The organism is Streptomyces alkaliterrae (assembly GCF_007097205.2).
Taxonomy (GTDB): domain Bacteria; phylum Actinomycetota; class Actinomycetes; order Streptomycetales; family Streptomycetaceae; genus Streptomyces; species Streptomyces alkaliterrae.
Genome location: NZ_VJYK02000006.1, coordinates 1 through 21,979 on the forward strand (window position 1 = coordinate 1; position 21,979 = coordinate 21,979).

Annotated in this window: 17 protein-coding genes and 1 pseudogene; 16 read left to right on the forward strand and 2 right to left on the reverse strand. The window is 72.4% G+C overall.

Annotated elements, in window-relative coordinates:
• The first annotated feature begins 32 nt into the window (after window positions 1-32).
• From FNX44_RS01250 to FNX44_RS01280, 7 genes are all read left to right on the forward strand, one after another.
• Complete coding sequence (locus FNX44_RS01250) at window positions 33-1,208, forward strand: 3-deoxy-7-phosphoheptulonate synthase (protein WP_143646015.1); 1,176 nt, start codon at window positions 33-35, stop codon at window positions 1,206-1,208.
• A gap of 22 nt (window positions 1,209-1,230) precedes the next feature.
• A complete protein-coding gene (locus tag FNX44_RS01255) occupies window positions 1,231-1,854 on the forward strand; it encodes an isochorismatase family protein (protein WP_143646016.1) in 624 nt (207 codons plus the stop codon).
• Window positions 1,851-3,731, forward strand: a complete 1,881-nt coding sequence (locus FNX44_RS01260; RefSeq protein ID WP_143646017.1) for an anthranilate synthase family protein — start codon at window positions 1,851-1,853, stop codon at window positions 3,729-3,731. Before FNX44_RS01255 ends, FNX44_RS01260 begins: the two co-directional genes overlap by 4 nt.
• 23 nt (window positions 3,732-3,754) lie before the next feature.
• Entirely contained in the window at window positions 3,755-4,591 is an 837-nt protein-coding gene (locus FNX44_RS01265) for a PhzF family phenazine biosynthesis protein (protein WP_143646018.1), read from the forward strand.
• 90 nt (window positions 4,592-4,681) lie between these two features.
• Window positions 4,682-5,329: a phenazine biosynthesis FMN-dependent oxidase PhzG gene (gene phzG / locus FNX44_RS01270; protein WP_323369003.1), complete on the forward strand. Its 648-nt coding sequence runs from the start codon at window positions 4,682-4,684 to the stop codon at window positions 5,327-5,329.
• A 65-nt stretch (window positions 5,330-5,394) separates the two neighbouring features.
• The gene (locus FNX44_RS01275; protein WP_143646019.1) at window positions 5,395-7,002 is read left to right on the forward strand and encodes an amino acid adenylation domain-containing protein; all 1,608 of its coding nucleotides are present in this window, start codon (window positions 5,395-5,397) and stop codon (window positions 7,000-7,002) included.
• A gap of 62 nt (window positions 7,003-7,064) precedes the next feature.
• Entirely contained in the window at window positions 7,065-8,447 is a 1,383-nt protein-coding gene (locus tag FNX44_RS01280; protein WP_228449511.1) for an FAD-binding oxidoreductase, read from the forward strand.
• Here FNX44_RS01280 and FNX44_RS01285 read toward each other — a convergent pair.
• Window positions 8,431-8,799 (reverse strand): hypothetical protein, encoded by a 369-nt coding sequence (locus FNX44_RS01285; protein ID WP_407699125.1) that lies wholly within the window; start codon window positions 8,797-8,799, stop codon window positions 8,431-8,433. The genes FNX44_RS01280 and FNX44_RS01285 overlap by 17 nt on opposite strands.
• Before the next feature lie 189 nt (window positions 8,800-8,988).
• Between FNX44_RS01285 and FNX44_RS01290 the strand changes: the two genes are divergently transcribed.
• On the forward strand, window positions 8,989-10,089 hold the full coding sequence (locus FNX44_RS01290; protein WP_181353371.1) for a phenylacetate--CoA ligase family protein: 1,101 nt from the start codon (window positions 8,989-8,991) through the stop codon (window positions 10,087-10,089).
• Window positions 10,089-11,486: an aldehyde dehydrogenase family protein gene (locus FNX44_RS01295; protein ID WP_173019090.1), complete on the forward strand. Its 1,398-nt coding sequence runs from the start codon at window positions 10,089-10,091 to the stop codon at window positions 11,484-11,486. Before FNX44_RS01290 ends, FNX44_RS01295 begins: the two co-directional genes overlap by 1 nt.
• Before the next feature lie 97 nt (window positions 11,487-11,583).
• Here FNX44_RS01295 and FNX44_RS28695 read toward each other — a convergent pair whose 3' ends face one another.
• Window positions 11,584-11,859: a hypothetical protein gene (locus FNX44_RS28695; RefSeq protein WP_228449512.1), complete on the reverse strand. Its 276-nt coding sequence runs from the start codon at window positions 11,857-11,859 to the stop codon at window positions 11,584-11,586.
• Between FNX44_RS28695 and FNX44_RS29820 the strand changes: the two genes are divergently transcribed.
• From FNX44_RS29820 to FNX44_RS01325, 7 genes and pseudogenes are all read left to right on the forward strand, one after another.
• A complete protein-coding gene (locus FNX44_RS29820) occupies window positions 11,746-12,015 on the forward strand; it encodes an acyl carrier protein (RefSeq protein WP_369123531.1) in 270 nt (89 codons plus the stop codon). The two genes, FNX44_RS28695 and FNX44_RS29820, sit on opposite strands and share 114 nt — an antisense overlap.
• Window positions 12,012-14,678, forward strand: a complete 2,667-nt coding sequence (locus FNX44_RS29600) for a type I polyketide synthase (RefSeq protein WP_143646023.1) — start codon at window positions 12,012-12,014, stop codon at window positions 14,676-14,678. The genes FNX44_RS29820 and FNX44_RS29600 overlap by 4 nt, the downstream gene beginning before the upstream one ends.
• Window positions 14,675-15,448: a thioesterase II family protein gene (locus FNX44_RS01310; protein WP_143646024.1), complete on the forward strand. Its 774-nt coding sequence runs from the start codon at window positions 14,675-14,677 to the stop codon at window positions 15,446-15,448. Before FNX44_RS29600 ends, FNX44_RS01310 begins: the two co-directional genes overlap by 4 nt.
• 8 nt (window positions 15,449-15,456) lie before the next feature.
• Window positions 15,457-16,512, forward strand: a complete 1,056-nt coding sequence (locus FNX44_RS01315; RefSeq protein ID WP_143646025.1) for an aldo/keto reductase — start codon at window positions 15,457-15,459, stop codon at window positions 16,510-16,512.
• A 55-nt stretch (window positions 16,513-16,567) separates the two neighbouring features.
• Window positions 16,568-18,667, forward strand: a pseudogene (locus tag FNX44_RS28700) (acyltransferase domain-containing protein); the annotation flags it as partial.
• A 183-nt stretch (window positions 18,668-18,850) separates the two neighbouring features.
• Entirely contained in the window at window positions 18,851-20,065 is a 1,215-nt protein-coding gene (ccrA, locus tag FNX44_RS28705) for a crotonyl-CoA carboxylase/reductase (RefSeq protein WP_185202715.1), read from the forward strand.
• A gap of 44 nt (window positions 20,066-20,109) precedes the next feature.
• Window positions 20,110-21,882, forward strand: coding sequence for a fatty acyl-AMP ligase (locus FNX44_RS01325; RefSeq protein ID WP_143646027.1), 1,773 nt, complete (start codon window positions 20,110-20,112; stop codon window positions 21,880-21,882).
• Window positions 21,883-21,979 lie beyond the last annotated feature (97 nt).

A 21,979-nucleotide genomic window follows, 5' to 3' on the forward strand; every position in this document is an offset into this window, starting at 1 on the left:
CTCCCGCCCCACGCGCCGCCGAGGAGAACCCCGTGGACGAAGTCCTGCGCGACATTCGCGGTCGTGAGGCGTTCCAGCAACCCCACTGGCCCGACCGGGAGGAGGCCGAGCGGGTGGGCGACGTGCTCGCGGCCGGGCCCGGCCTCGTACGCGCCGAGGACATCCGCGTGTTGCGGGCGGCGCTCGCACGCGTGGTGGCCGGTGAGGCGGTGGTCATCCAGGCCGGTGACTGCGCCGAGGACCCGGCCGAGCGGACCCGGACCGACGTCTCCCGCAAGGTCGCCCTTCTGGACGTGCTCGCCGGCACTCTCCGGATGAACGCCCACAAGCCCGTCATCCGCGCCGGCCGCATCGGGGGCCAGTTCGCCAAGCCGCGTTCGGCCGGGACGGAACTGGTGGGCGGGGTCCAACTCCCCGTCTTCCGCGGGCACATGGTCAACCGCCCCGAGCCGGACCCGGAGGCCAGGCGCCTGGACCCGCGACGCATGCTCGGCTGCGCCGAAGCGGCGAAGGACGTCCTGGGCCACCTCGGCTGGCAGTCCGGTTCCGCACCGCGCGACCCTCTCGGGCCCCCGGTGTGGACCAGCCACGAAGCGCTGCTCCTCGACTACGAGCTGCCGATGCTCCGCAGAGACGAACAGGGCAGGCTGTATCTCGGTTCCACGCACTGGCCCTGGATCGGGGAGCGGACCCGGCAGGTGGACGGCGCGCACGTGACGCTGCTGGCCCGCGTGAGCAACCCGGTGGCCTGCAAGGTGGGCCCGACCATGGAACCGGACGAGTTGCTGGCCCTGTGCGAGCGCCTGGACGCGGCTCGCGAACCCGGCAGGCTCAGCCTGATCGCCCGTATGGGGGCCGACCTGGTCGCGGAACGGCTCCCCGGCCTGGTCGAGGCCGTCCGCGGCGCCGGCCACCCGGTCCTCTGGCTGACGGATCCCATGCACGGCAACACCGTCAGGGCACCCGACGGCAACAAGACCCGGCGGGTGCGGGACGTCGAGCGGGAGGTGCGGCTCTTCCAGGAGGCGGTCGCCGCCGCCGGCGGCGTGTGCGGCGGTCTGCACCTGGAAACCACGCCCGACCACGTCACCGAGTGCGTCGGGGACGACGCCGCACTCGACCACGTCGGCGACAAGTACCTGACGTTCTGCGACCCCCGGCTCAATCCCGACCAAGCCGTCTCCGTGGTCTCCAACTGGAACACCTGACGCAGGCACAGAAAGGCTGAGCATGGCCGGACTTCCCCCCATCGCGCCGTACGTGTTGCCGACGGCGGACGACCTGCCCGCCAACACCGCCCGGTGGGCGCCCGACCCCGACCGCGCCGTGCTCCTCGTCCACGATATGCAGCGGTACTTCCTGGCTCCCTTCCCGGACGGCATGCGCGACACCCTGGTGAGCAACGCCGCTGAGCTGCGCGACCGGTGCGCGGCGCTCGGCGTCCCGGTGGCCTACACCGCTCAGCCCGGAAGCATGACCGAACAGGAACGCGGCCTCCTCGCCGACTTCTGGGGCCCGGGCATGCGACGGGACGCGAGCGACCGGGCGGTCGTGGAGGCCTTGGCCCCCCGCGACGACGACTGGCACCTGACCAAGTGGCGGTACAGCGCGTTCCACAACTCCCCGCTCCTGGAACGGATGCGCGCGGCCGGCCGCGACCAGCTGATCGTCTGCGGGGTGTACGCCCATGTGGGCGTCCTGATGACGGCGGTCGAGGCCTTCACCCACGACATCCAGCCGTTCCTCGCCGCCGACGCCGTCGCCGACTTCGACGAGCGGTACCACCGGCTGGCCCTGGAGTACGCCGCCGCACGCTGCGCGATGGTGACCTCGGCCAAGGAGGTCTTCGCATGAGCGCCACTACCGGCGACCTCCTCGACGCCGTACTGTCCGGCCGCCAGGGGGCTTTCGGCCTGCTGTACCGGCCGGAGGCGGCCGGCCCCGGCATGCTCGACGTCCTCGTCGGTGATCTCGGGACGCCCGCGACACTCGCCGACATACCGCTGCCCGACGTGGCGGACAACGGCGGCGCGCGACACGAGGTGCTTGCCCTCATCCCGTTCCGGCAGATTTCCGAGCGCGGCTTCGCGGCCCCCGACGACGGAACGCCACTCGTCGCGCTGACCGTGACCGACCAGGAGCGCATCCCGCTGGAGGACGCTCTCCGGCGCATCCCGAACGTGCCCACGCGGCTGACCGGCGAGTGTTTCGACCTCGACGACGAGCAGTACGGAGAGCGGGTCCGCAGCGTAGTCGACGAGGTGATCGGTACGGGCGAGGGCGCGAACTTCGTGCTCAGGCGGTCCTTCACCGCCACCATCGAGGACTACGGACCGCACAGCGCTCTGGCGTTCTTCTCCCGGCTCCTGCGGCGGGAGGCGGGGGCCTACTGGACGTTCTTGATCCACACGGGGGAGCGCACGCTTGTCGGGGCCTCGCCCGAGCGGCACGTCAGTCTCGACGGCGGCACCGCCGTGATGAACCCGATCAGCGGCACCTACCGCTACCCGGCCGCGGGCCCGACCCTGGACGGCGTCATGCGGTTCCTCGGTGACGGCAAGGAGGTCGACGAGCTCTACATGGTCGTCGACGAGGAACTGAAGATGATGGCCCGGATCTGCGAGGGCGGCGGCCGGGTCAAGGGCCCGTACCTCAAGGAGATGGCCCGCGTCGCCCACACCGAGTACCTGATCGAGGGGCGCACCGGGCACGACGTCCGCGACGTACTGCGCGAGACCATGTTCGCCCCCACGGTGACCGGCTCGCCGTTGGAGAGCGCCTGCCGGGTCATCGACAGGTTCGAGCCGAAGGGGCGCGGCTACTACAGCGGTGTCGCCGCACTCATCGGGCGTGACCGGCACGGTGACCGCACCCTGGACTCCGCGATCCTCATCCGGACAGCGGACATCAACGCGGTGGGCCGGGTGGAGATCGGTGTCGGGGCCACGCTCGTACGCCACTCCGATCCCGCCCAGGAGGCCGCCGAGACCCGGGCCAAGGCGGCCGGACTGGTGTCGGCACTGGAGTCCGGCGGCGTCGGGGGTTTCGCGAGCCATCCGGAGGTGCGGTCCGCCCTGGCGCGGCGCAACGACCCCATCGCGGACTTCTGGCTGCGCGGCACCGACGACCGGCTCGACCCGCACCCCTCGCTCGCCGGTCGCCGGGTGCTGGTGGTCGACGCCGAGGACACCTTCACCGCCATGATCGCCGGCCAACTGCGTTCCATGGGCCTTGAGGTGGCCGTGCGCCGCTTCGACGAGCAGTACGTCGTCGCGGACACCGACCTCGTCGTCATGGGCCCCGGGCCCGGCGATCCAGCCGACACCGGCCACCCGAGGATCGGCCGGATGCACGCGGCGGTACGCGAACTGCTCGAAGAGCGCCGGCCCTTCCTCGCGGTCTGCCTGAGCCATCAGGTGCTCAGCCTGGCCCTGGGCTTCGAGCTGTCCCGGCTGTCCGTCCCGAACCAGGGACTCCAACGGGAGATCGACTTCTTCGGCTCCCGCGAACGCGTCGGGTTCTACAACACGTTCGCCGCCCACAGCGCGGACGACAAACGGGAGGCCGACGGGGTCGGGGTGGTCGAGGTGAGCCGCGACCCCGTCTCCGGAGAGGTCCACGGGCTGCGCGGACCGCACTTCATGAGCATGCAGTTCCACGCGGAGTCGGTGCTCACCCGGGAAGGACCGCGCATTCTGGCCGGCGCCCTGCGTGCCGTGTCCGACCTGTGACGAGAGAGGAGCAAGAGATTCCGATGCACTCCTACGTGGTGGTCGACGCGTTCGCCACCGAACCGCTCAAGGGCAACCCGGTCGCCGTGTACTTCGACGCGGACGACCTGACCACCCGGCAGATGCAGGCCATCGCAAGGGAGATGAACCTGTCCGAGACCACCTTCGTGCTCACGGCCCGCCACGGCGGCGACGCGCACGTGCGGGTCTTCACTCCGGTCAACGAGCTGCCGTTCGCGGGGCACCCGATGCTGGGCACCGCCATAGCGATCGGTCAGCGCCGCTCCCTGGACCAGCTCAAACTGGAGACGGCCATGGGAGTCATCCCCTTCGAGCTGGACCGGACGGAGGGTGTGGTCACCGCGGCCTGGATGCAGCAGCCCGTCCCCTCCTGGGAGCCCTTCGACCGGCGGGACGAACTCCTGGCCGCACTGGGAGTGACGGACACCGCCTTGCCGGTGGACATCTACCGCAACGGGCCGCGCCACGTCCTCGTCGCACTCCGCGGCGTCGACGAACTGTCCGCGCTCACTCCCGACCACCGCGCCCTGTCCGCGTTCGAGGACATGGCGGCCAACTGCTTCGCGGGGAGCGGCACCACCTGGCGCAGCCGGATGTTCTCGCCCGCGTACGGCGTCGTCGAGGACGCGGCCACCGGCTCCGCCGCCGGACCGATCGCGATCCACCTGGCCAGGTACGGGCAGGTCGACTACGGGCGGCGCATCGTCATCACGCAGGGCGTCGAGATGGGCCGACCATCCCCCATGCACGCGCTCGCCGAGGGCACCGGGGAACAGGTCACCCGTGTCGAGGTGGGCGGCGACGGTGTCATCGCGCTCGAAGGGACGCTGCGGCTGTGACCGGTCGCCACCCCGCAGCCCCCCGTCCACGCAGCCATCCGCCCCCGCAGCGACGAACAGAGCCCGCGCACCGGAGTGAGGAAGTAGAACGTGAGCAGCAGCAGGTCGGAGAGCATGACCGCGACCGTCGAGGTCCCCTTCCCCGAGTTCACCGATCCACCGGCCGGCCCGCTCGAGCTGCTGCGCGAGTGGCTTGACGACGCGGCGTGCCACGCGGTCCGCGAGCCCCGCGCGCTGGCCCTCGCCACCGCCGACGCCCGGGGCCGCTCCTCCAGCCGCGTTGTCGTGGTCAGCCGGCTGACCGGTGCCGGGCTGGTGTTCCTCACCCACGTGGGCAGCCGGAAGGGGCGCGACCTGGCGGTCAACCCGTGGGCATCGGGCGTGCTGTACTGGCGGGAGACCGCACAACAGGTCTGTGTGGCCGGCCCGGTCCACCGACTGACCGCCGCGGAGACCGAGGAGTTGTGGCGGGCCCGCCCGGTCTTCACCCACGCCATGACAACGGCCTCCCGGCAGAGCGAGCCGCTGGGCGGCGTCGCCGAGGTGGAGGCGCTGCGCCGCCGCGCCGGTGAACTCGCCCTCGGCGGGCGGCCCCTTCCCTGCCCCGAGACCTTCGCCGCTTACGAACTCCGCTTCGACAGCGTCGAGTTCTGGGCCAACGGCACCGATCGGCTGCACGAGCGGCTGCGCTACGAGCGGGACGGCGAACGTTGGCGCGTCGAACGGCTCCAACCCTGAGAAACACGGCCACCCCTGAGCCGTCGGTCCTCTCGAACCCTCCGAAGCGGAACGCGAGAACACCCATGAACGCAGACAGCACCCTCCTGCACTCCGGCTTCCGGGCCTCGGTCCGGCGGTTCCCGGACAACGCCGCGCTGTCCCTGAACGGCGGGACCTGGAGCTACCGGGAGCTGGACGGGCTCGCCCGGCTCTGGGCGTCGGCGCTCACGACCCTGGAGAAGCGGCCCCGGCGGGTCGGCGTGCTCGGCCACCGCAGCCTGGTCACCTACGCGGGATTCCTGGCGGCGCTGTACGCCGGGGCGACCGTCGTGCCGCTCAACAAGAAGTATCCGGCGCACCGCAACCGCGAGATCCTGGAACGCGCCGAGGTGGACGTCGTCCTGGCGGACCCGGGCGCACAGTCCCAACTGCCCGCTCTCCTCGACGGCATGGCGGACGCCCCCGGCGTCCTGCTGCCGGAGAGCGACCAGGCGCCCGCCCCGCTCGCCGACCGGGCGCGGACGCTGACCCGTGCGGATCTCGACACCTGCCAGCCGCTGGCCGAGCCGGTCGCCGCCGACGGCGCCGACACCGCCTACCTGCTGTTCACCTCCGGGTCCACCGGCCGGCCGAAGGGTGTGCCCGTCACCCACGCCAACGCGGCCGCGTTCCTGGCCGTCAACGCCGACCGGTACGACTTCACCGCGGACGACCGCTTCACCAACACCTTCGACCACACCTTCGACCTGTCGGTCTTCGACCTGTTCATGGCCTGGGGCAGCGGCGCCCGCCTGGTCCCGATGGACACCTCCGACCTGCTGCGGCCGCTGGAGTTCGTACGGGAGCACCACATCACCGTGTGGTTCTCCGTGCCGTCCGTGGCGATGTTCCAGGACCGGCGCGGAGCACTGGAACCCGGCAGTCTGCTGTCACTGCGCTGGAGCCTCTTCTGCGGCGAGGCGCTGCCCGTGTCCACCGCGCGGGCCTGGCAGGCGGCGGCACCGGGCTCCCGGCTGGAAAACCTGTACGGGCCGACGGAGGCTACGGTCGCCTGCCTGGTGCACCGGTGGGACGACGCGACGTCCCCGGATCTCGCGCTCAACGGAATCGTGCCGATCGGCTCGCCCTACCCGGGCATGGCGGCCGCGGTCCTGGCCGAGGACGGCAGCCCGGTGCCCGACGGGGAGAGCGGCGAACTCTGCCTCTCCGGCGCCCAGGTGTTCGAGGGCTACCTCAACGCGCCGGAGCTGACCCGGGCCGCCTTCCACACCACAGTGTCGCCGGACGGCGAGGTGAGCCGCTGGTACCGCACGGGAGACCTGGCACGACGCACCCCGCGGGGCGAGTACCGCTTTGTCGGCCGCCTCGACACCCAGGTCAAGATCCTCGGCCACCGGGTCGAGACGGGCGAGGTCGAGGCCCATCTCCTCCGGAGGGAGGGCGTCGCGCAGGCCGTCGTCGTCGCGGTACCCGGGGAGGACGACACGACGGTCCTCGCCGCGGTGCTCGCCGGTGACGACCTCGACGTGGAGGAGACGGACGAGAGGCTGCGGGAGACCCTGCCGCCCTACATGATTCCCCTCACCTACCACGTCGTGGACGCCTTCCCGCTCAATTCCAACGGCAAGGTGGACCGTCGGGTGCTGCGCGAGCAGGTCGTCTCGGGGCTGCTCGAACCGATCCTGCTGTGAACGAGGACGGCCACGGTCAGCACGGACGGAAAGGGACACCCCCCATGCACCCCATGGACCCCATGGACACTGCCGCTGCGGCCGCGCTGCGCGAGCGGGTACGCGGCGACGTGCTGCTCCCGGGCGACGAGGGCTTCGCCGCCGGATGCGCGGGCTTCCAGACCGCCTACCGGCACCGGCCCGGGGTACTGGTCCGGCCGACCGGAGCCGACGACGTGGCGGCGGCCGTGGCGCACGCGGCCGCGCACGATCTGCCGGTGGCGGTCCAGGCGACCGGCCACGGCCTCGCCGCCGCCACCGACGGAGGCATGCTCATCACTACCGCCTCGCTGTCGGAGGTGGCGGTCGACCCCGCGACCCGGACCGCCCGGATCGGCGCCGGCGTCCGCTTCGCCGAACTCGTCGACGCCGCCGCCCGCTACGGCCTGGCCCCGCTCAACGGCTCCTCGCCGAGCGTCGGGGTCGTCGGCTACGTCCTCGGCGGTGGCCTGGGCCTGCTGGCGAGGGAGTTCGGCTACGCGGCCGACCGGGTCGTCTCCGTCGACCTCGTCGGCGCCGACGGCCGGTTGCGCACGGTCACTGCCGACAACGACCCGGAACTCTTCTGGGCACTGCGCGGCGCGGGCGCCAACTTCGGCGTGGTCACCGGCATGGAGATCGGCCTGGTGCCCGTCACCCGACTGTACGGCGGTGAACTCGTCTTCGACCTGGCCCGGACACCAGGCCTGCTCTCCGCGTACCTCCGCTGGACCAGGACGCTTCCCGACACCCTCACCTCCTCGGTCTCGCTGCTCGACTACCCCGACCTGCCGGTTTTCCCCGCCGAGCTGCGAGGACGGCACGCCGCACATGTCCGCGTCGCGTACAGCGGCGACTGCCGCGCGGGCGAGGAACTGGTCGCTCCGCTGCGCGCCCTCGGCCCCCGGTTGTCCGACACCGTCGCGGAGATGCCGTACACGGAGTGCGGCGCGATCTACAACGACCCTCCCGTGCCGCACGCATACCAGGGCGACAACGTCCTGGTGAGCGACCTCGACCCGCGGCAGGCCGATCAGGTTGCCGAACTGGCCGGGCCGGCCGCGAGCGTGCCCTGTGTGCTCGACGTCCGCCACCTGGGCGGGGCGCTCGCCCGGCCGCCCGCGGTGCCGAACGCCGTCGGCCACCGCTCGGCCCGCTACCTCGTGCGCGTCCTGATGCCGCTGATGGGAGCGACACCCGACCGGATACTCCCGACCCGGGACAAGGTGCTCGGCGTGTTCGCCGCGGACACCGTCACGGGCCGCTTCCAGAGCCTGGTGTACGGCGGCCTGGCCGACGGCGCCCCCGCGAGGCCGGCCGAGGACTTCTGGGAGCCTGCCGACCACCGACGGCTGACTGTGCTGAAGGCCGCCCTCGATCCGGCGAACATGTTCCGCTTCAACCGCAACATCACTCCCGGCGGTTGACCGGGCGCCGGGTCGGGCCCGGCGCGGCCGGGCTGCCCTCCGCCGCTCCGAAGTCCGCGAGGAACGGCAGAGCCATGCCCGGCCCGACGGCCGCCTCCACGTCGAACCACGCGCGGAAATCCACCGGATGGCCGATCGCTCCCGCCGGACTCCGCGGGAGTACCGCGCTTCTTGCCGCCTCCTCGGACTCCCATACAAGAACCGCTCCCCACCGCCCGGAGGACGGGTCCGAGATCCACACCTTGAGCAACAGCCCGGGTATGTCCCTCCAGTACTTCTCCTCGTCCCGGACGAAATCCCGGAGCGTATCCGGGCTCTCCTCCGAATCTGTGAGATCCCACCACGCCACCATCGCCTTCACCGGATTCTCCCCTCCACCTCGCGTTCGCCCCGCGGCCTGGCCGCTGCTCAGGGCCACGGGACATCCCCACCCTCTCACCGAGCGCCACCGGACGATTGAGTAGCCACTACTCAGGAACCCTCGCCGGCCCGGTGATCGGATGAGGATCACCACGACGTGTTGAGGTCATCTGGAGGACGAGTGAGGCCCACCGACCTGTCGATTCTGGACCTGCCGCATCACGCGGACCCGGACCCCGACGAACTCGTCCGGGCGGCGATGGAGTGGCATTTCCATCCGGAGACCGGCTCTCCCTTCTGGCTGGAGCGGGCCAGGAGCCTCGACTTCGATCCGCGTGCCGACATCGCGGGCCACGCCGATCTGCGGCTCTTCCCCAACGTCGCCAACGAACTGCGGGACGTGCCGGTCGCCGACCTCGTGCCGCGCGGCTACGGCGAACGCCCGGACGTCGTCGGCGTCTTCGAGAGCGGCGGCACCACGGGCGCCCCCAAGCGCGTGGTCTGCCCGGCGGACTGGCTGGAGAAGCTGGTCGGTTGGAGCAACGCCAACCTGGACGTCCACGGCTTCCCACGAGGTGTGGACTGGCTGGGCATCACCCCCTCCGGCCCGCACGTCGTCGGGGAGATCTTCCGCCGCTCGGCCCGCACCCACGGCCGCTACGGCTTCCAGGTCGACCTCGACCCGCGCTGGGTGAAGCGGCTGGTCGCCGAGGGGAAGGGCGGGCAGGCGGACGCCTACGCGGAGCACGTCGTCGACCAGGCCGCGCACATCCTGCGGACCCAGGACATCGGCGTGCTGACGGTCACCCCGCCCCTGCTGGAGCGGATCGCCCAGCGCGAGGAACTCGTCGAACTCGTCAACAAGAAGGTGCGGGCCATCCGCTGGGGCGGCACCCAGATGGATCCGGACACCGCGGCCCTCTACCGCACCGAGATCTTCCCGTCCGCCGTCCTCTACGGCCACTACGGCAGCACGATGATCCTCGGCATCGCCGGCCAGCGGCACGGCGGACCGCCGGGTGAGCCATGCGTGTTCGACACCTTCTCCCCGTACATCACCTTCCAGGTCGTGGACCCCGCCACCGGCGAGGCGGTCCCGTACGGCGAACGCGGCCAGGTCGTGATGCACCACGTCAGCAGGGCCCTGCTGCTCCCCAACAACCTGGAGCGCGACACCGCGACCCGGGTGCCCGCGCCGGAAGGCCGCATCGGCGACTCCGCCGCGGACATCGCACCGGTCGCACGCTTCGACGACGAGGACGTCATCGAGGGGGTCTACTGATGGCAAGCCCGCAGCAGGAGAACCAGCCGCAGACCGGGCCGTCGATGCTCGACGCGCTGGGACCCGGCGGCCCCTACCGCACCCGGACCCGCCAGCAGGTCGCGGACGTGACCGGGGCGGTGGTGGCCGAGCTGAGCCTGGCGCCGGCGCTGTTCGTCAACCGCACGATGAAGGCCCTGCGGGCGGCGGCGCCGCTGCCCGCGGCCGACCGCGCGAGCGCCCTCGCCCGTGCCGCCGAACTGTTCCGCACCGCCACGCTCGGCGGCCTGACGCCAGGTGAGTACGAGGCCTCCGTCAGCCGCGTGTCGGGCCTGCCGATCAGCGACGTACGGGTGGCCACTCAGACCTGCGCCGAGCGGGTCTCGCACTCCTACCGCAGCGTCCAGCTCGCACGCCCCGCCGGCGCCGTCGCCGACTGGCGCGACCCGCTGGTCCGCTCGAGCCAGGCCGTCTGGACGCGCCGGGGCGACGTCCTGGCCGTTCACGTGCCCGGCAACCACCCGGGCACCCACGGGTTCTGGCCGGAGGCGCTCGCACTCGGCTACCGCGTCGCCGTACGCCCGTCCGCCCGGGAACCGTTCACGGCGCACCGGCTGGTCCTCGCGCTGCGCGAGGCCGGATTCGGCGACGACCAGGTCGTGTTGCTGCCCTGCGGTCACCAGGCCGCCGATGCCCTCGTGCGCGGCGCCGACCTGGCCTACGGCGGAGACGAGATCATCCGCCAGTACGCGGACGACCCCGGGGTGCTCTCCCTCCAGCCTGGCCGCTCCAAGATCCTGCTCACCGCCGACACCGAGTGGCGGGACCACCTCGACATGATCGTCGACTCGGTGCTCCGGCACGCCGGCAGCGGCTGCGTCAACGCCACCGCCGTGCTCGTCGAGGGCGATGCGGCTCCGTTGGCCGGTGCCGTCGCCGAACGCCTCGCCGTGCTGCCCAGCCTGCCGCCGCACGACGAGAAGGCCCGGCTGCCCGTCCAGAGCGTCAAGTCCGCGCGGGCGATGGAGAGGTTCGTGCTCGACCGCGCCGCCGGAACCCGCGCCTGGCTCGGCGGCACCGGCTTCGTCGACGAACTCGGTGACGGCAGCGCCGTCCTGCGCCCGGTCGTCCACCAGGCCGATTCCGCCCAGGCACCCCAACTCGGCACGGAGGTCCCCTTCCCGTGCGTGTGGGTCGCGCCGTGGAGCCGGGAGGACGGCTGCGCGGCGTTGCGCGACACCCTCGTGCTCACGGTCGTCACCGAGGACCATGCCCTGGTCCAGGAGTTGATCGACGAACCCACCATCAGCAACGTCCACGTGGGCAGCCACGCGACGCACTGGCACCGGCCCGGACTGCCGCACGACGGGTATCTCGGCGAGTTCCTGATGCGGAGCAAGACCGTCGCGCACGTCTGAAGCGAACCGTTGAAGCGGACCAGTGAAGCGGACCGGTGAAACGGGCCGGCGCTCACCATAACCGCGTCTTCTGCCCGCGTCGGCAGTATTTATTGGACTAATCCGGATGGTCGGCCGATGATCGCATGAGTCGCCGAACAGGCGAGTCAATGGGAGGAGTGGCATGAATCCCGCGCCCCGTCAGAGGCCACCGGAGAGCGAAATCACACGTGTCGTAGCCGAGATATGGTGCGAGGTTCTGGGCGTCTCCGAAGTCGCGGTGGACGACAACTTCTTCGATCTCGGCGGGCATTCCGTTCTGCTCCAGATGGTTCAGGACCGGCTGGCCCGGCGAACGGGGAAGAGCGTCGAACTCATCGATCTTTTCAATCATCCGACGGTCCGTTCTCTCGCGCGCCACCTCGACGGCGAGGAGGGCAACGCGCCCGGAGGTGCGCGAAACCGTTCCGCGGGTCGGGTGAACCGCCTCGGGAACCGCAGGGCCCGTCTCGGCGCGAACGAACCTCGACCCCGGGGGACTCAGCCGTGAACAACGCGGAGCCCGAGGCCGACACCGGGGAATTCATCGCCGTCATCGGAATGGCCGGGCGTTTTCCGGGAGCCGCGGACATCGACGATTTCTGGGCCAATCTGGCTGCGGGCACGGACTCGATCACCCGTGAGGCGCCCAGAGTGATTCCGGGTGGCGCGGCCGACGGCGGCGACCTGACCTACGTGCCCTCGCGCGGGCGCCTGGAGGACGCCGAGTGGTTCGACGCCGCCTACTTCGGCTACTCCGCGAGGGAGGCGATGCTGATCGACCCGCAGCACCGGGTCTTCCTGGAGTGCGCGGTCGCCGCTCTGGAGGATGCGGGCCAGGACCCCGACCGGTTCCCCGGCGCCGTCGGCGTCTACGGCGGATCGACCGAGACGTCCTACGCGCGGGCGCTGTTCGCGCGGCGCGAGCGGCTCGCGGGCGTCACCGAGGACGACATCCTCCTCGGCACCGCGCCCGACTTCCTGGTGGCCCGCACGGCCGAGCGGCTGGGTCTGCGCGGCCCCGCCGTGGCCGTGCAGTCCGCCTGCGCCACCGCCCTGGTGGCCGTCCACACGGCGGGTCGCGCCCTCGTCGCCGGCGACTGCGACATGGCCCTCGCCGGTGGTGTCGCCGTCCACGTCCCGCCGAAGAAGATCACCTGGAACGGCCCTGACGGAACCCTGGCACCCGACGGCGTCTGCCGGGCGTTCGACGCCAGGGGCGAGGGCACGGTCGCAGGGAACGGCGTCGGAGTCGTCGTCCTCAGGCGGCTGTCGGACGCGCTCGCCGACGGCGACCACATCCGCGCGGTGATCCGCGGCTCCGCCGTCACCAACGACGGCTCGGCCAGGGTCGGCTTCACCGCGCCCAGCGTGGCGGGCCAGGCGGCGGCCGTCCGCGAAGCCCAGCTCGCCGCGGACACCGACGCCCGCACCATCAGCTACGTGGAGGCCCACGGCACCGCGACTCCGCTGGGCGACCCGATCGAGGTCGCGGCGCTCACCCAGGCGTTCCGCGCCGACACCGACGAGCGGGACTTCTGCCTCCTGGGCTCGGTGAAGACCAACATCGGCCACACGGACGCGGCCGCCGGCGCGGCCGGTCTCATCAAGACGGTCCTGGCGCTGGGCCACCGCAAGATCCCGCCGAGCCTCCACCACACCGAGCCGAACCCCCGGATCGACTTCGCCACGAGCCCGTTCAGCGTCGTGACGGAACTGCGGGACTGGGTCCCCGCGGGCGCCACCCGGCGGGCCGGCGTGAGTTCGTTCGCCGTCGGCGGTGTCAACGCCCATCTGGTCCTCGAAGAGGCCCCGGAGCGGCCGTCGCGGGAGTCCGAGCGCCGCGCCCACCTCCTGGTGCACTCCGGGCACACCGAGCAGGCGCGTGACGCCCGGCTCGACCGGTTCGCGTCCTGGCTGTCCGGCGGCGACGGCGGGCCGGAGGAGCCGCCGTCGTACGCCGACATAGCCTGGACCCTGCAGACCGGACGCCGCGAGCACCGCCACCGCGCGTTCACCGTCGCGGTTGCCGGCGACGCAGCCCCACACGACCCCGTTCTCTCCACCGAACCCCCGCGCGAGCGGCCCGTCGTCTTCCTCTTCCCCGGCCGGATCGGTCCGGCCGAGGCCTGGCGGCTGCATGTCACGGAACCCGCCTTCCGGGAGGCGTTCGACACCGTCCTCGACCTGGTCGGCGCCGGACTCGCCCGATCCGTGCGGGAGCTGGCACGCGGGCTGGCCAGGCCCGGCGACCCGGTGGTGCGGGACACCTACGTCCTCGCGTTCGAGTACGCCCTGGCGGAGCTGTGGCAGCGGTGGGGGATACGTCCCGCGACCGCGTTCGGCAGCGGCGTCGGCGGCCTCACCGCGGCGGTTGTCACCGGGTCCCTTCCACTCGCCGGTGCGCTGCGGCAGATCGCCGAATCCGGCACCCGCGCCGACCCGGCGGCCGCGCTGGACGCGCTGCCCGACGACCCCGAGCGCGTCATGCTCGAGGTCGGCGCCGGTGCCGCCCTGACCACCGAGGCCGCCCGCCGGTCGGCGAACGCCTCCCGGCGCCTCCTGGTCGCCTCGCTGCCCGACGTCGACGACGGCGCCGACGCCCTCGCCGTCCTCTACCGCGCGCTCGGCCGGCTGTGGCTCTCCGGCGCCGCGGTCGACTGGGCGGGCGTGCACGACGGCGAACGCCGCCGCAGGACGCCGCTGCCCACCTATCCGTTCGAGCGTCTGCCCTACCTGGTGCGGCACCCCGCCGACGACGCGTGGACACACGGCGGTGCCCCGGAAATCCGCACCGGGGACGGGAAGTTCCCCGCGGCGGACGACAGGCCGGGCACCGGGGAAGCCGTCGGCTCCGCCCCCGCCGTCGCGGCGGGCGACAAGAGCGGATCGCACGCTCCCGACCGTCCGGCCGACGACACCCCGCTCGGCCTGGTGCTGCACCTCTTCGGCGAGGCCCTCGGGCTGAGCGACGTCGAACCCGACGAGAGCTTCTTCGAACTCGGCGGCGACTCCCTCGTCGGAGTCAAGGTGCTCGCCAGGATCCGCGAGGTCTACCGGGTCGACATCAAGATGCGCTCGCTGTTCGCGGCGGCCACCGCCACCGACCTGGCGGAACTGATCGAGCAGCAGCTCGGCGGCCGGGACGGGAGCACGAAGGAGGAAGCCGGATGACCGGCGACAGCACCACCCGCACCGGTTCGGCGGCCGTTCTCCGGTCCCGCTGGCTCTCCAGCCGCAGACCCAGGACGGACACCACGCTCGACCTGTACTGCTTCGCCCACGCGGGCGGCTCGCCGGGCGAGTTCCTGCGCTGGTCGGCGGAGCTGCCCGGGATCCGGCTGTGGGCGGTCAGACTGCCCGGCCGCGCCCCGCGACAGGAGGAGCCGCCCTACACGCGGATGACCGACCTGGTCACCGACCTCGTCGAACAGGTCGACTTCGGCTCCCGGGAGTTCGCGTTCTTCGGCCACAGCCTGGGCGCCCTGATCGCATTCGAGACGACCCGGGCCCTTCGCCGGGCCGGCCTGCGCCAGCCACGCCGGCTGTTCCTGTCCTCCATGAGGCCACCGCCCGTCACCACCAGCCGCGGCACCCGACTGCTCTCGGACGAGGAGCTGTTGACCGAGCTGGAACGACGCTGGGGAGCGCTGCCGCAGGCCGTACACGAGGAGCCGGAGCTGAGAACGCTGGCGCTGAACCAGCTGCGCGCCGACGCGGCACTCGCCGAGAGCCACGAGTACCTGCCGGAGGAGCCGCTGGACGTCCCCCTCACCGCGTTCGCCGGTGATCAGGAGGACCCGGGTCAGCTCGGTTGGCACGTCCACACCCGGGCCGCCTTCGACAGCCACGTCCTGCGCGGCGGCCACTTCTACTTCCGCGACCCCGAGCAGCAGCACGCCCTGCTGGAACTCGTCCGCGGCGCACTCGACACGGAGAGCTAGGACCACGTATGCGTTACACGACCTTCGGCCGTACCAGCGGCCTGCGCGTCTCCGAGTACGCGCTGGGAACCGCCAACTTCGGCACCCTGTGGGGCGGAGGTGCCAGCCGCGAGGAGGCCCGCAAGATCTTCGACCGCTTCGCCGAGGCGGGCGGCACCTTCGTCGACACGGCCGACAACTACCAGATCGGCGAGTCGGAGAAGCTGCTCGGCGAGTTCCTGCTCACCGACCGGGACCACTTCGTGGTCGCCACGAAGTTCACGCTGGGAGCCGGGCGCGCCCGCGTGTCCGAGACCGGCAACAGCCGCAAGAACATCCGCCGGTCGGTCGAGGCCAGCCTCAAGCGCCTCGGTACCGACCACATCGACCTGTACTGGGCTCACCTGCCCGATTCGGTCACCCCCGTGGAGGAGATCCTCTCCGCGCTGGACGACCTCATCCACGCCGGCAAGATCCTCCACGCGGGGCTGTCCAACTTCCCCGCCTGGCGGGTGTCCCGGGCGGCCACCATCGCCGAACTGCGCGGACTGACCCGCCTGGCCGGCGTCCAGTTCGAGTACAGCCTCGCCGAGCGGGGCGCCGACCGCGAACTGCTGCCGATGGCCGAGGCCCTGGGCCTGGGCACCGCCCTGTGGTCACCGCTCGGTGGCGGGCTGCTCACCGGCAAGTACCGGCAGAGCCCCGACGGCAGGCTCAGCGACTGGGAGGGCCAGGCCATCCGGGTCGAGGATTCCGAGCAGCGCACCAGCACCGTCGACACGCTGCTGGCCGTGGCCGAGGAGTGCGATGCCTCCGCCGCCCAGGTCGCCGTCGCCTGGCTGCGGGAGCGTGCCGCCCGTACGGCCACCACGATGGTGCCCGTCATCGGGCCGCGCACGGTCGACCAGCTGGAGCAGTACCTCGGGGCACTTCAACTCGAACTGGACGACGCCCAGTTCGACCGGCTGGAGGCCGTCAGCGCGCTCCGGCCGGGACAGCCGTACGAGCTGATCTCCGGACACCGTGACGCCGCGCTGGGCGGCGAGAGCGCCCGCTTCCTCAGCCACCCCGTACCCGTGGCCTGACGGCACCGGGCCGAGCCGAGGACATGACATGGAACAGGAAGGGAGGCCCGGCGGCATGACCGAGGTCGAACCGGCCGGAGCGGACGCCCACATCGCCGTCGTCGGAGTCGCGGCGCGCTTCGGGCCGGACGCGGCCCCCGGCTCGCTCCGGGAGTGGCCGCCCGTCCCCGGCTCTCAGCCGGGGGAGGCGGCGGCCGACCCGCACGCCTTCGACCACGGGTTCTTCTCAGTCTCGCCGCGCGAGGCCGTCGTCCTCGACCCGCAGCAGCGCGTCCTGCTCGAGTGCGCCCACCACGCGCTGGAGGACGCCGCCCACGACCCGACCCGCGGGGACGCCGTCGTGGGGGTCTACGCGGGCGGCGCCACCACCGCGCACGCCGCCCGGCTGCGCGCCCGCCCCGACCTGCTGCCGCACGTCGACGACCGGCAGATCCGAGCCGCCACCGGCGCCGACTTCCTCGCCTCGCGCATCGCCTACAAGCTGGGGCTGACGGGACCCGCCGTCTCCGTCCAGGCCGCGTCGGCGACGGCGCTGGTGACCGTGCACACCGCTGTGCAGGCTCTGCTCGGCGGCGAGTGCGACGTCGCCCTCGCCGCCTCGGCGACGGTCGGCACGGCCGAAGGGACGCGGGACGGCTTCGGCTGTGCCGTTCTTGTGCTCAGGCGGCTCCCCGACGCGTGGGAGAACGGCGACCGTATCCACGCCGTCGTGTGCGGTACGGCCGTGGGCAGGGGAGGGGGCGGCGAGTCCGCGGAGGCGGGCCGTGCCCGGATCACCGCTGACGCGCTGTCGGTGAGCGGCGTCGCCGCGGACACCGTCGAAGCCGTGCACGCCCCGCCGGGAGTCGGCGTCACCGACACGGCGCCCGCGGCGGCCACCCTCGTCCAGGCCGTACTGGCCGGGTCGGGAGCCCCTCTCCGCACGGCGGTGACCGCCTCCGGCGTCTTCGGCACGCACGCCTGCGTAGTCCTCGCGGGGCCGCCCGCGCCGCCCGCGCCGCCCGTGCCGACCGCTCCGGCCGGGACGAGCGCGGCGGATCCGCGGGGCTGGCAGCTCCTGCCGTTCTCCGCCAAGTCACCCGCCGCACTGGCCGAGACGGCCGCCCGCCTCGGCGACCACCTCCGCTTCACCGAGGGCGCGGCCGCGCTCCGGGACGTGGCCTGGACCCTGCAGAGCGGCCGAACTCCCTTCCCGCACCGTGGATTTGTCGTCGCTCGGGGCTCCGGGGAGGCGGCGTCCGCGCTCGCCGGGATCGGAGCAGACCCGCAGAAGGAGAAGGCCCGCCACGCCACCGGCGAGGCGCCGCCCGTCGTCTTCACCTTCCCCGGCCACGGGGGCCAGCACCTCGGCATGGGACGCGCGCTCTACCGCTCGGACCCGCGGTTCAGGCAGGACGTCGACAACTGCGCCGCGCGCGTGCGGACGGAGACGGGCGTCGACCTGCTGGCCGTTCTGAACCCCGAGGGGGAGGAGGCCGAGGAGGCGGCACGACGGGAGCTCGAGGACCCGACCGTCACCCAACTCGCCGTGTTCGTCCTCGAACACACGCTGGCCCAGGCCCTCATCCGACGGGGCGTACGTCCCTCGGCGGTCGTCGGTCACAGCCTCGGCGGCTACGCCGCCGCCTGCGTCGCCGGCGTGTTCTCCCTCCCGGACGCCGTCAGGATGGTCGTCACCCGCGTCCGGCTGCTGCGGAGCCTGGCCCCGGGGGCGATGGCGGCCGTGCGGATGACCGAGGCCGAACTGCTGCCGCTGCTCCCCGAGGGCGTGGGCATCGCGGCCTTCAGCGGCCCCGACCAGGTGACCGTCTCGGGGCCGCGCGAGGCCGTCACCCGCTTTGTCGAGGAGTACGCGGCCAAGGGCCTGGAGGTGCGTCTCCTGCACATCCCCGGCGCCGGCCACTCCTCGTTGGTCGACCCGGTGCTCGACGAGTACGCCGAGTTCCTGGGCGGGATCACGTTCCACCCGCCCGCGATTCCCGTCGTCTCGGACACCACGGGCACCTGGGCCGAGCCCGAGGAGATCACCAGCCCGGCCTACTGGTGCCGGCACATGCGCCAGGCCGTGCGCTACCACGACGTACTGGACACGCTCAACTCGGTGGAGGGCGCCGCACTGGTCGAGGTCGGCCCCGGCACCACACTCACCGCGCTGGCCCGTCGCCACCGGGAGCTGCGCCGCGACCACCTGATCCTGCACAGCCTGCCGCATCCCAAGGACGAGACGCCCGATCCGCAGGTCCTGCTGTCGACGATCGGCGCGCTGTGGGCCGCGGGGACGGACGTGCGCTGGCCCGCGCTGCACACCGTGGAGAAGAGCCTTTACGAACTGGGCGAGATGCCGCCTCTCGGATCCGTCCCGCCGCAGATGTACGCGTCCCTCATCCGGCAGGACCGCTTCGGCGAGCCGGAGAAGGCGTTCGCCACCGAGGTGGTGGACACACCCAGCCCCGGCCGCGGCCAGGTGCTCGTCTGGGTGATGGCCGCGGGCATCAACTACAACAACGTGTGGGCGGGGCTCGGCCGCCCCATCGACGTCATCGCCGCCCGCCGGAAGCAGGGGGAGCCGGAGGACTTCCACATCGGTGGTTCCGAAGGCGCGGGCGTCGTGTTCGCCGTGGGCGAGGGTGTGAGCGGCGTCGCCGTCGGTGACCACGTCATGCTCTCGGGCGCCCAGTGGGACGAGACCGCCCCCGACATCCGCCTCGGCGGCGACCCGACGCTCTCACCCACCATGCGGGCGTGGGGGTACGAGTCGAACTACGGCTCGTTCGCCCAGTTCGCACTGGTCCGGGACTACCAGTGCCACCCCAAGCCGAAGAACCTCACCTGGGAGGCCGCGGCCGCCTTCATCCTGACCGGCGGCACCGCCTACCGGCAGCTGTTCGGCTGGGCTCCCAACACGGTCCAGCCCGGTGACCCGGTACTGATCTGGGGCGGTGCCGGAGGTCTCGGCTCGATGGGCATCCAACTGGCCCGCAACGCGGGCGGACTACCGGTAGCGGTGGTCTCCAGCGAAGAGCGCGCGGAGTACTGCCGGCGCCTGGGCGCGGTCGGCACCGTCAACCGCCGCGAGTTCGACCACTGGGGCCGGATGCCCGACCTCGAGGACGCGGCCGCGTTCGGCGCCTGGATGTCCAGGGTGCGGCTCTTCGGCCGTGCCTTCTGGGAGGCCCTGGGCGAGCGGAGGGCACCGAAGGTGGTCCTCGAACACAGCGGTCAGGACACCATTCCGACCTCCATGTACCTGTGTGACAACGGCGGCATGGTCACCATCTGCGGCGGCACCTCCGGCTACGCCGCCGACGTCGACCTGCGGTTCCTGTGGATGCGGCAGAAGCGGCTGCAGGGATCCCACGGCTTCAACCAGGCCCAGTGCCGCGCCGTGATCCACCTCGTCGCCTCCGGGCAGGTCGACCCCTGCCTCTCCCGGGTCTTCGGCTTCGAGGAGATCGGCGAGGCGCACCAGGTGATGCACGAGAACCGGCAGCCGCCCGGCAACATGGCGGCGCTTGTCAACGCGCCCCGGCCCGGGCTCACCACGCTCGCCTGAGCGGCACTCCGCCACGCACCCGCTGCCCCGACGAACGGACGGCCATGAGTAGTGATCACCCCAGGCTCGGACGCGAGCCGCTGCCCCTGCCCGCCATCCTGGCCCGACATGCGGAACAGACCCCGGACGCCGTCGCCTACGTCCATCTCCGTGACGGCGAGGAGATCGGCGAACAGGCCACCTACGCCGAGCTGTCCGCCGACGTCCGCACCCGCGCCGCCGCCCTCGCCGGGCTCGCCGCCGGCCGGCGCAGCGCGGTGCTGGTGTACCCCAACGGCCTGGAGTTCATCCGGGCCTGGCTGGCCTGCACCGCGACCGGGATCAAGGGAGCGCCCCTCCAGGTGCCGAGCCGCCGGCAGGCCGTGCGGCGGCTGCGGACCGTCGCCGACGACGCGCGCACCACACTGGTGCTCACCACCCGCGAGGTACGCGACCGGGTACTCGACGACTTCGCCGGGCTGCCGGAGCTGGACGGGCTGGAGTTCGTCGCGACCGACGGACTCCGGCCCCCGGCCGCCGGGACCGCGTCGCCCGAGCCGGCCCTGTCCGACGTCGCCCTGCTCCAGTACACCTCGGGCTCGACCGGTGATCCCAAGGGCGTCATGGTCACACACGCCAACTTCTGGGCGAACGCGTCGGAGATGGACGAGCTGTGGCCGTTCGCCGAGGACGGGTCCGTTGTCTCCTGGCTGCCGTTCTTCCACGACATGGGGCTGCTGCTGGGGGTGGTGCTCCCGCTGTGGGCCGGCCGGCCGGCGTACCTCATGGGCCCCGAGGCCTTCGTCCGCCGTCCGGCCCGCTGGCTGGAGGCCCTGTCCCGCTTCGGCGGCACCCACGCCGCGGCCCCGAACTTCGCGTACGACCTGTGCGTCCGGGCGGACGGTCCGCGTGGTCCGCTCGACCTGTCGCGCTGGCGGGTGGCCATCAACGGGGCGGAGCCGGTGCGAGCGCACACGGTCGCGGAGTTCACCGGCAAGTTCGCGCCGCACGGCTTCGACCCCAAGGCGATGTGCCCGGGGTACGGACTCGCCGAGTACACCCTGAAGATCAGCGGCAGCCCCTCGGACGTCGAACCCGGGCCCCTTGTCGTGGACGCGCACGCGCTCGGCTCCGGCAGGGTCGTGCGGGTCACCGACGACGCCGACGGAGCCCCCGGCACGGCCACCGTCATGAGCTGCGGCCACACGGTCGCCGACGCCCGCGTGCGCGTCGTGGACCCCCGCACGCTCAGGGCCGTCGGGGACGACGAGGTCGGCGAGATCTGGGCGTCCGGCCCCTGCGTGGCCGCCGGCTACCTCGGACGTGAGGAGGAGAGCGAGCGGACCTTCCGCGCGCGCATCGTCGACGAGGAGGACGAGGGACCGTTCCTGCGCACCGGGGACATGGGCTTCGTGCGGGGCGGCGAGGTGTTCGTCACCGGACGTCTCAAGGACCTGATCATCGTCAAGGGGCGCAACCACTACCCCCAGGACCTGGAGCACACGGTCGAGAACAGCCACCCCCTGCTCCGCCCCGCCTCCTCCGCGGCCTTCGCCGTGGACGACGGCGAGCGGGAGGCCGTTGTCGTGGTGGTCGAGGGGGACCGGCGGATTCTCACCTACGCCAGTGCGGACGAGGTGACCGCGGCGGTACGCGGGGCGCTGCTCGAACACCACCGGATCGAGGTGGCCGACGTCGTGCTGATCCGCCGGGGAACGCTGCCGAAGACCACAAGCGGCAAGGTCCGCCGCCGGTCCTGCGCCCAGCGGTACGCGAGCGGGGACCTCGCCCGACTCGGTGAGCCGCGCCCGGCCGCCGGGAGCTTTGCGGCGACCTGACGCCGACCACACGCGGAGTTGACACAACTGCCGTTTACCTGGACCGAATTGACGCGCTCGGCGGCGGGCCGGGAGATCTTCGCCGGTACGATGAAAC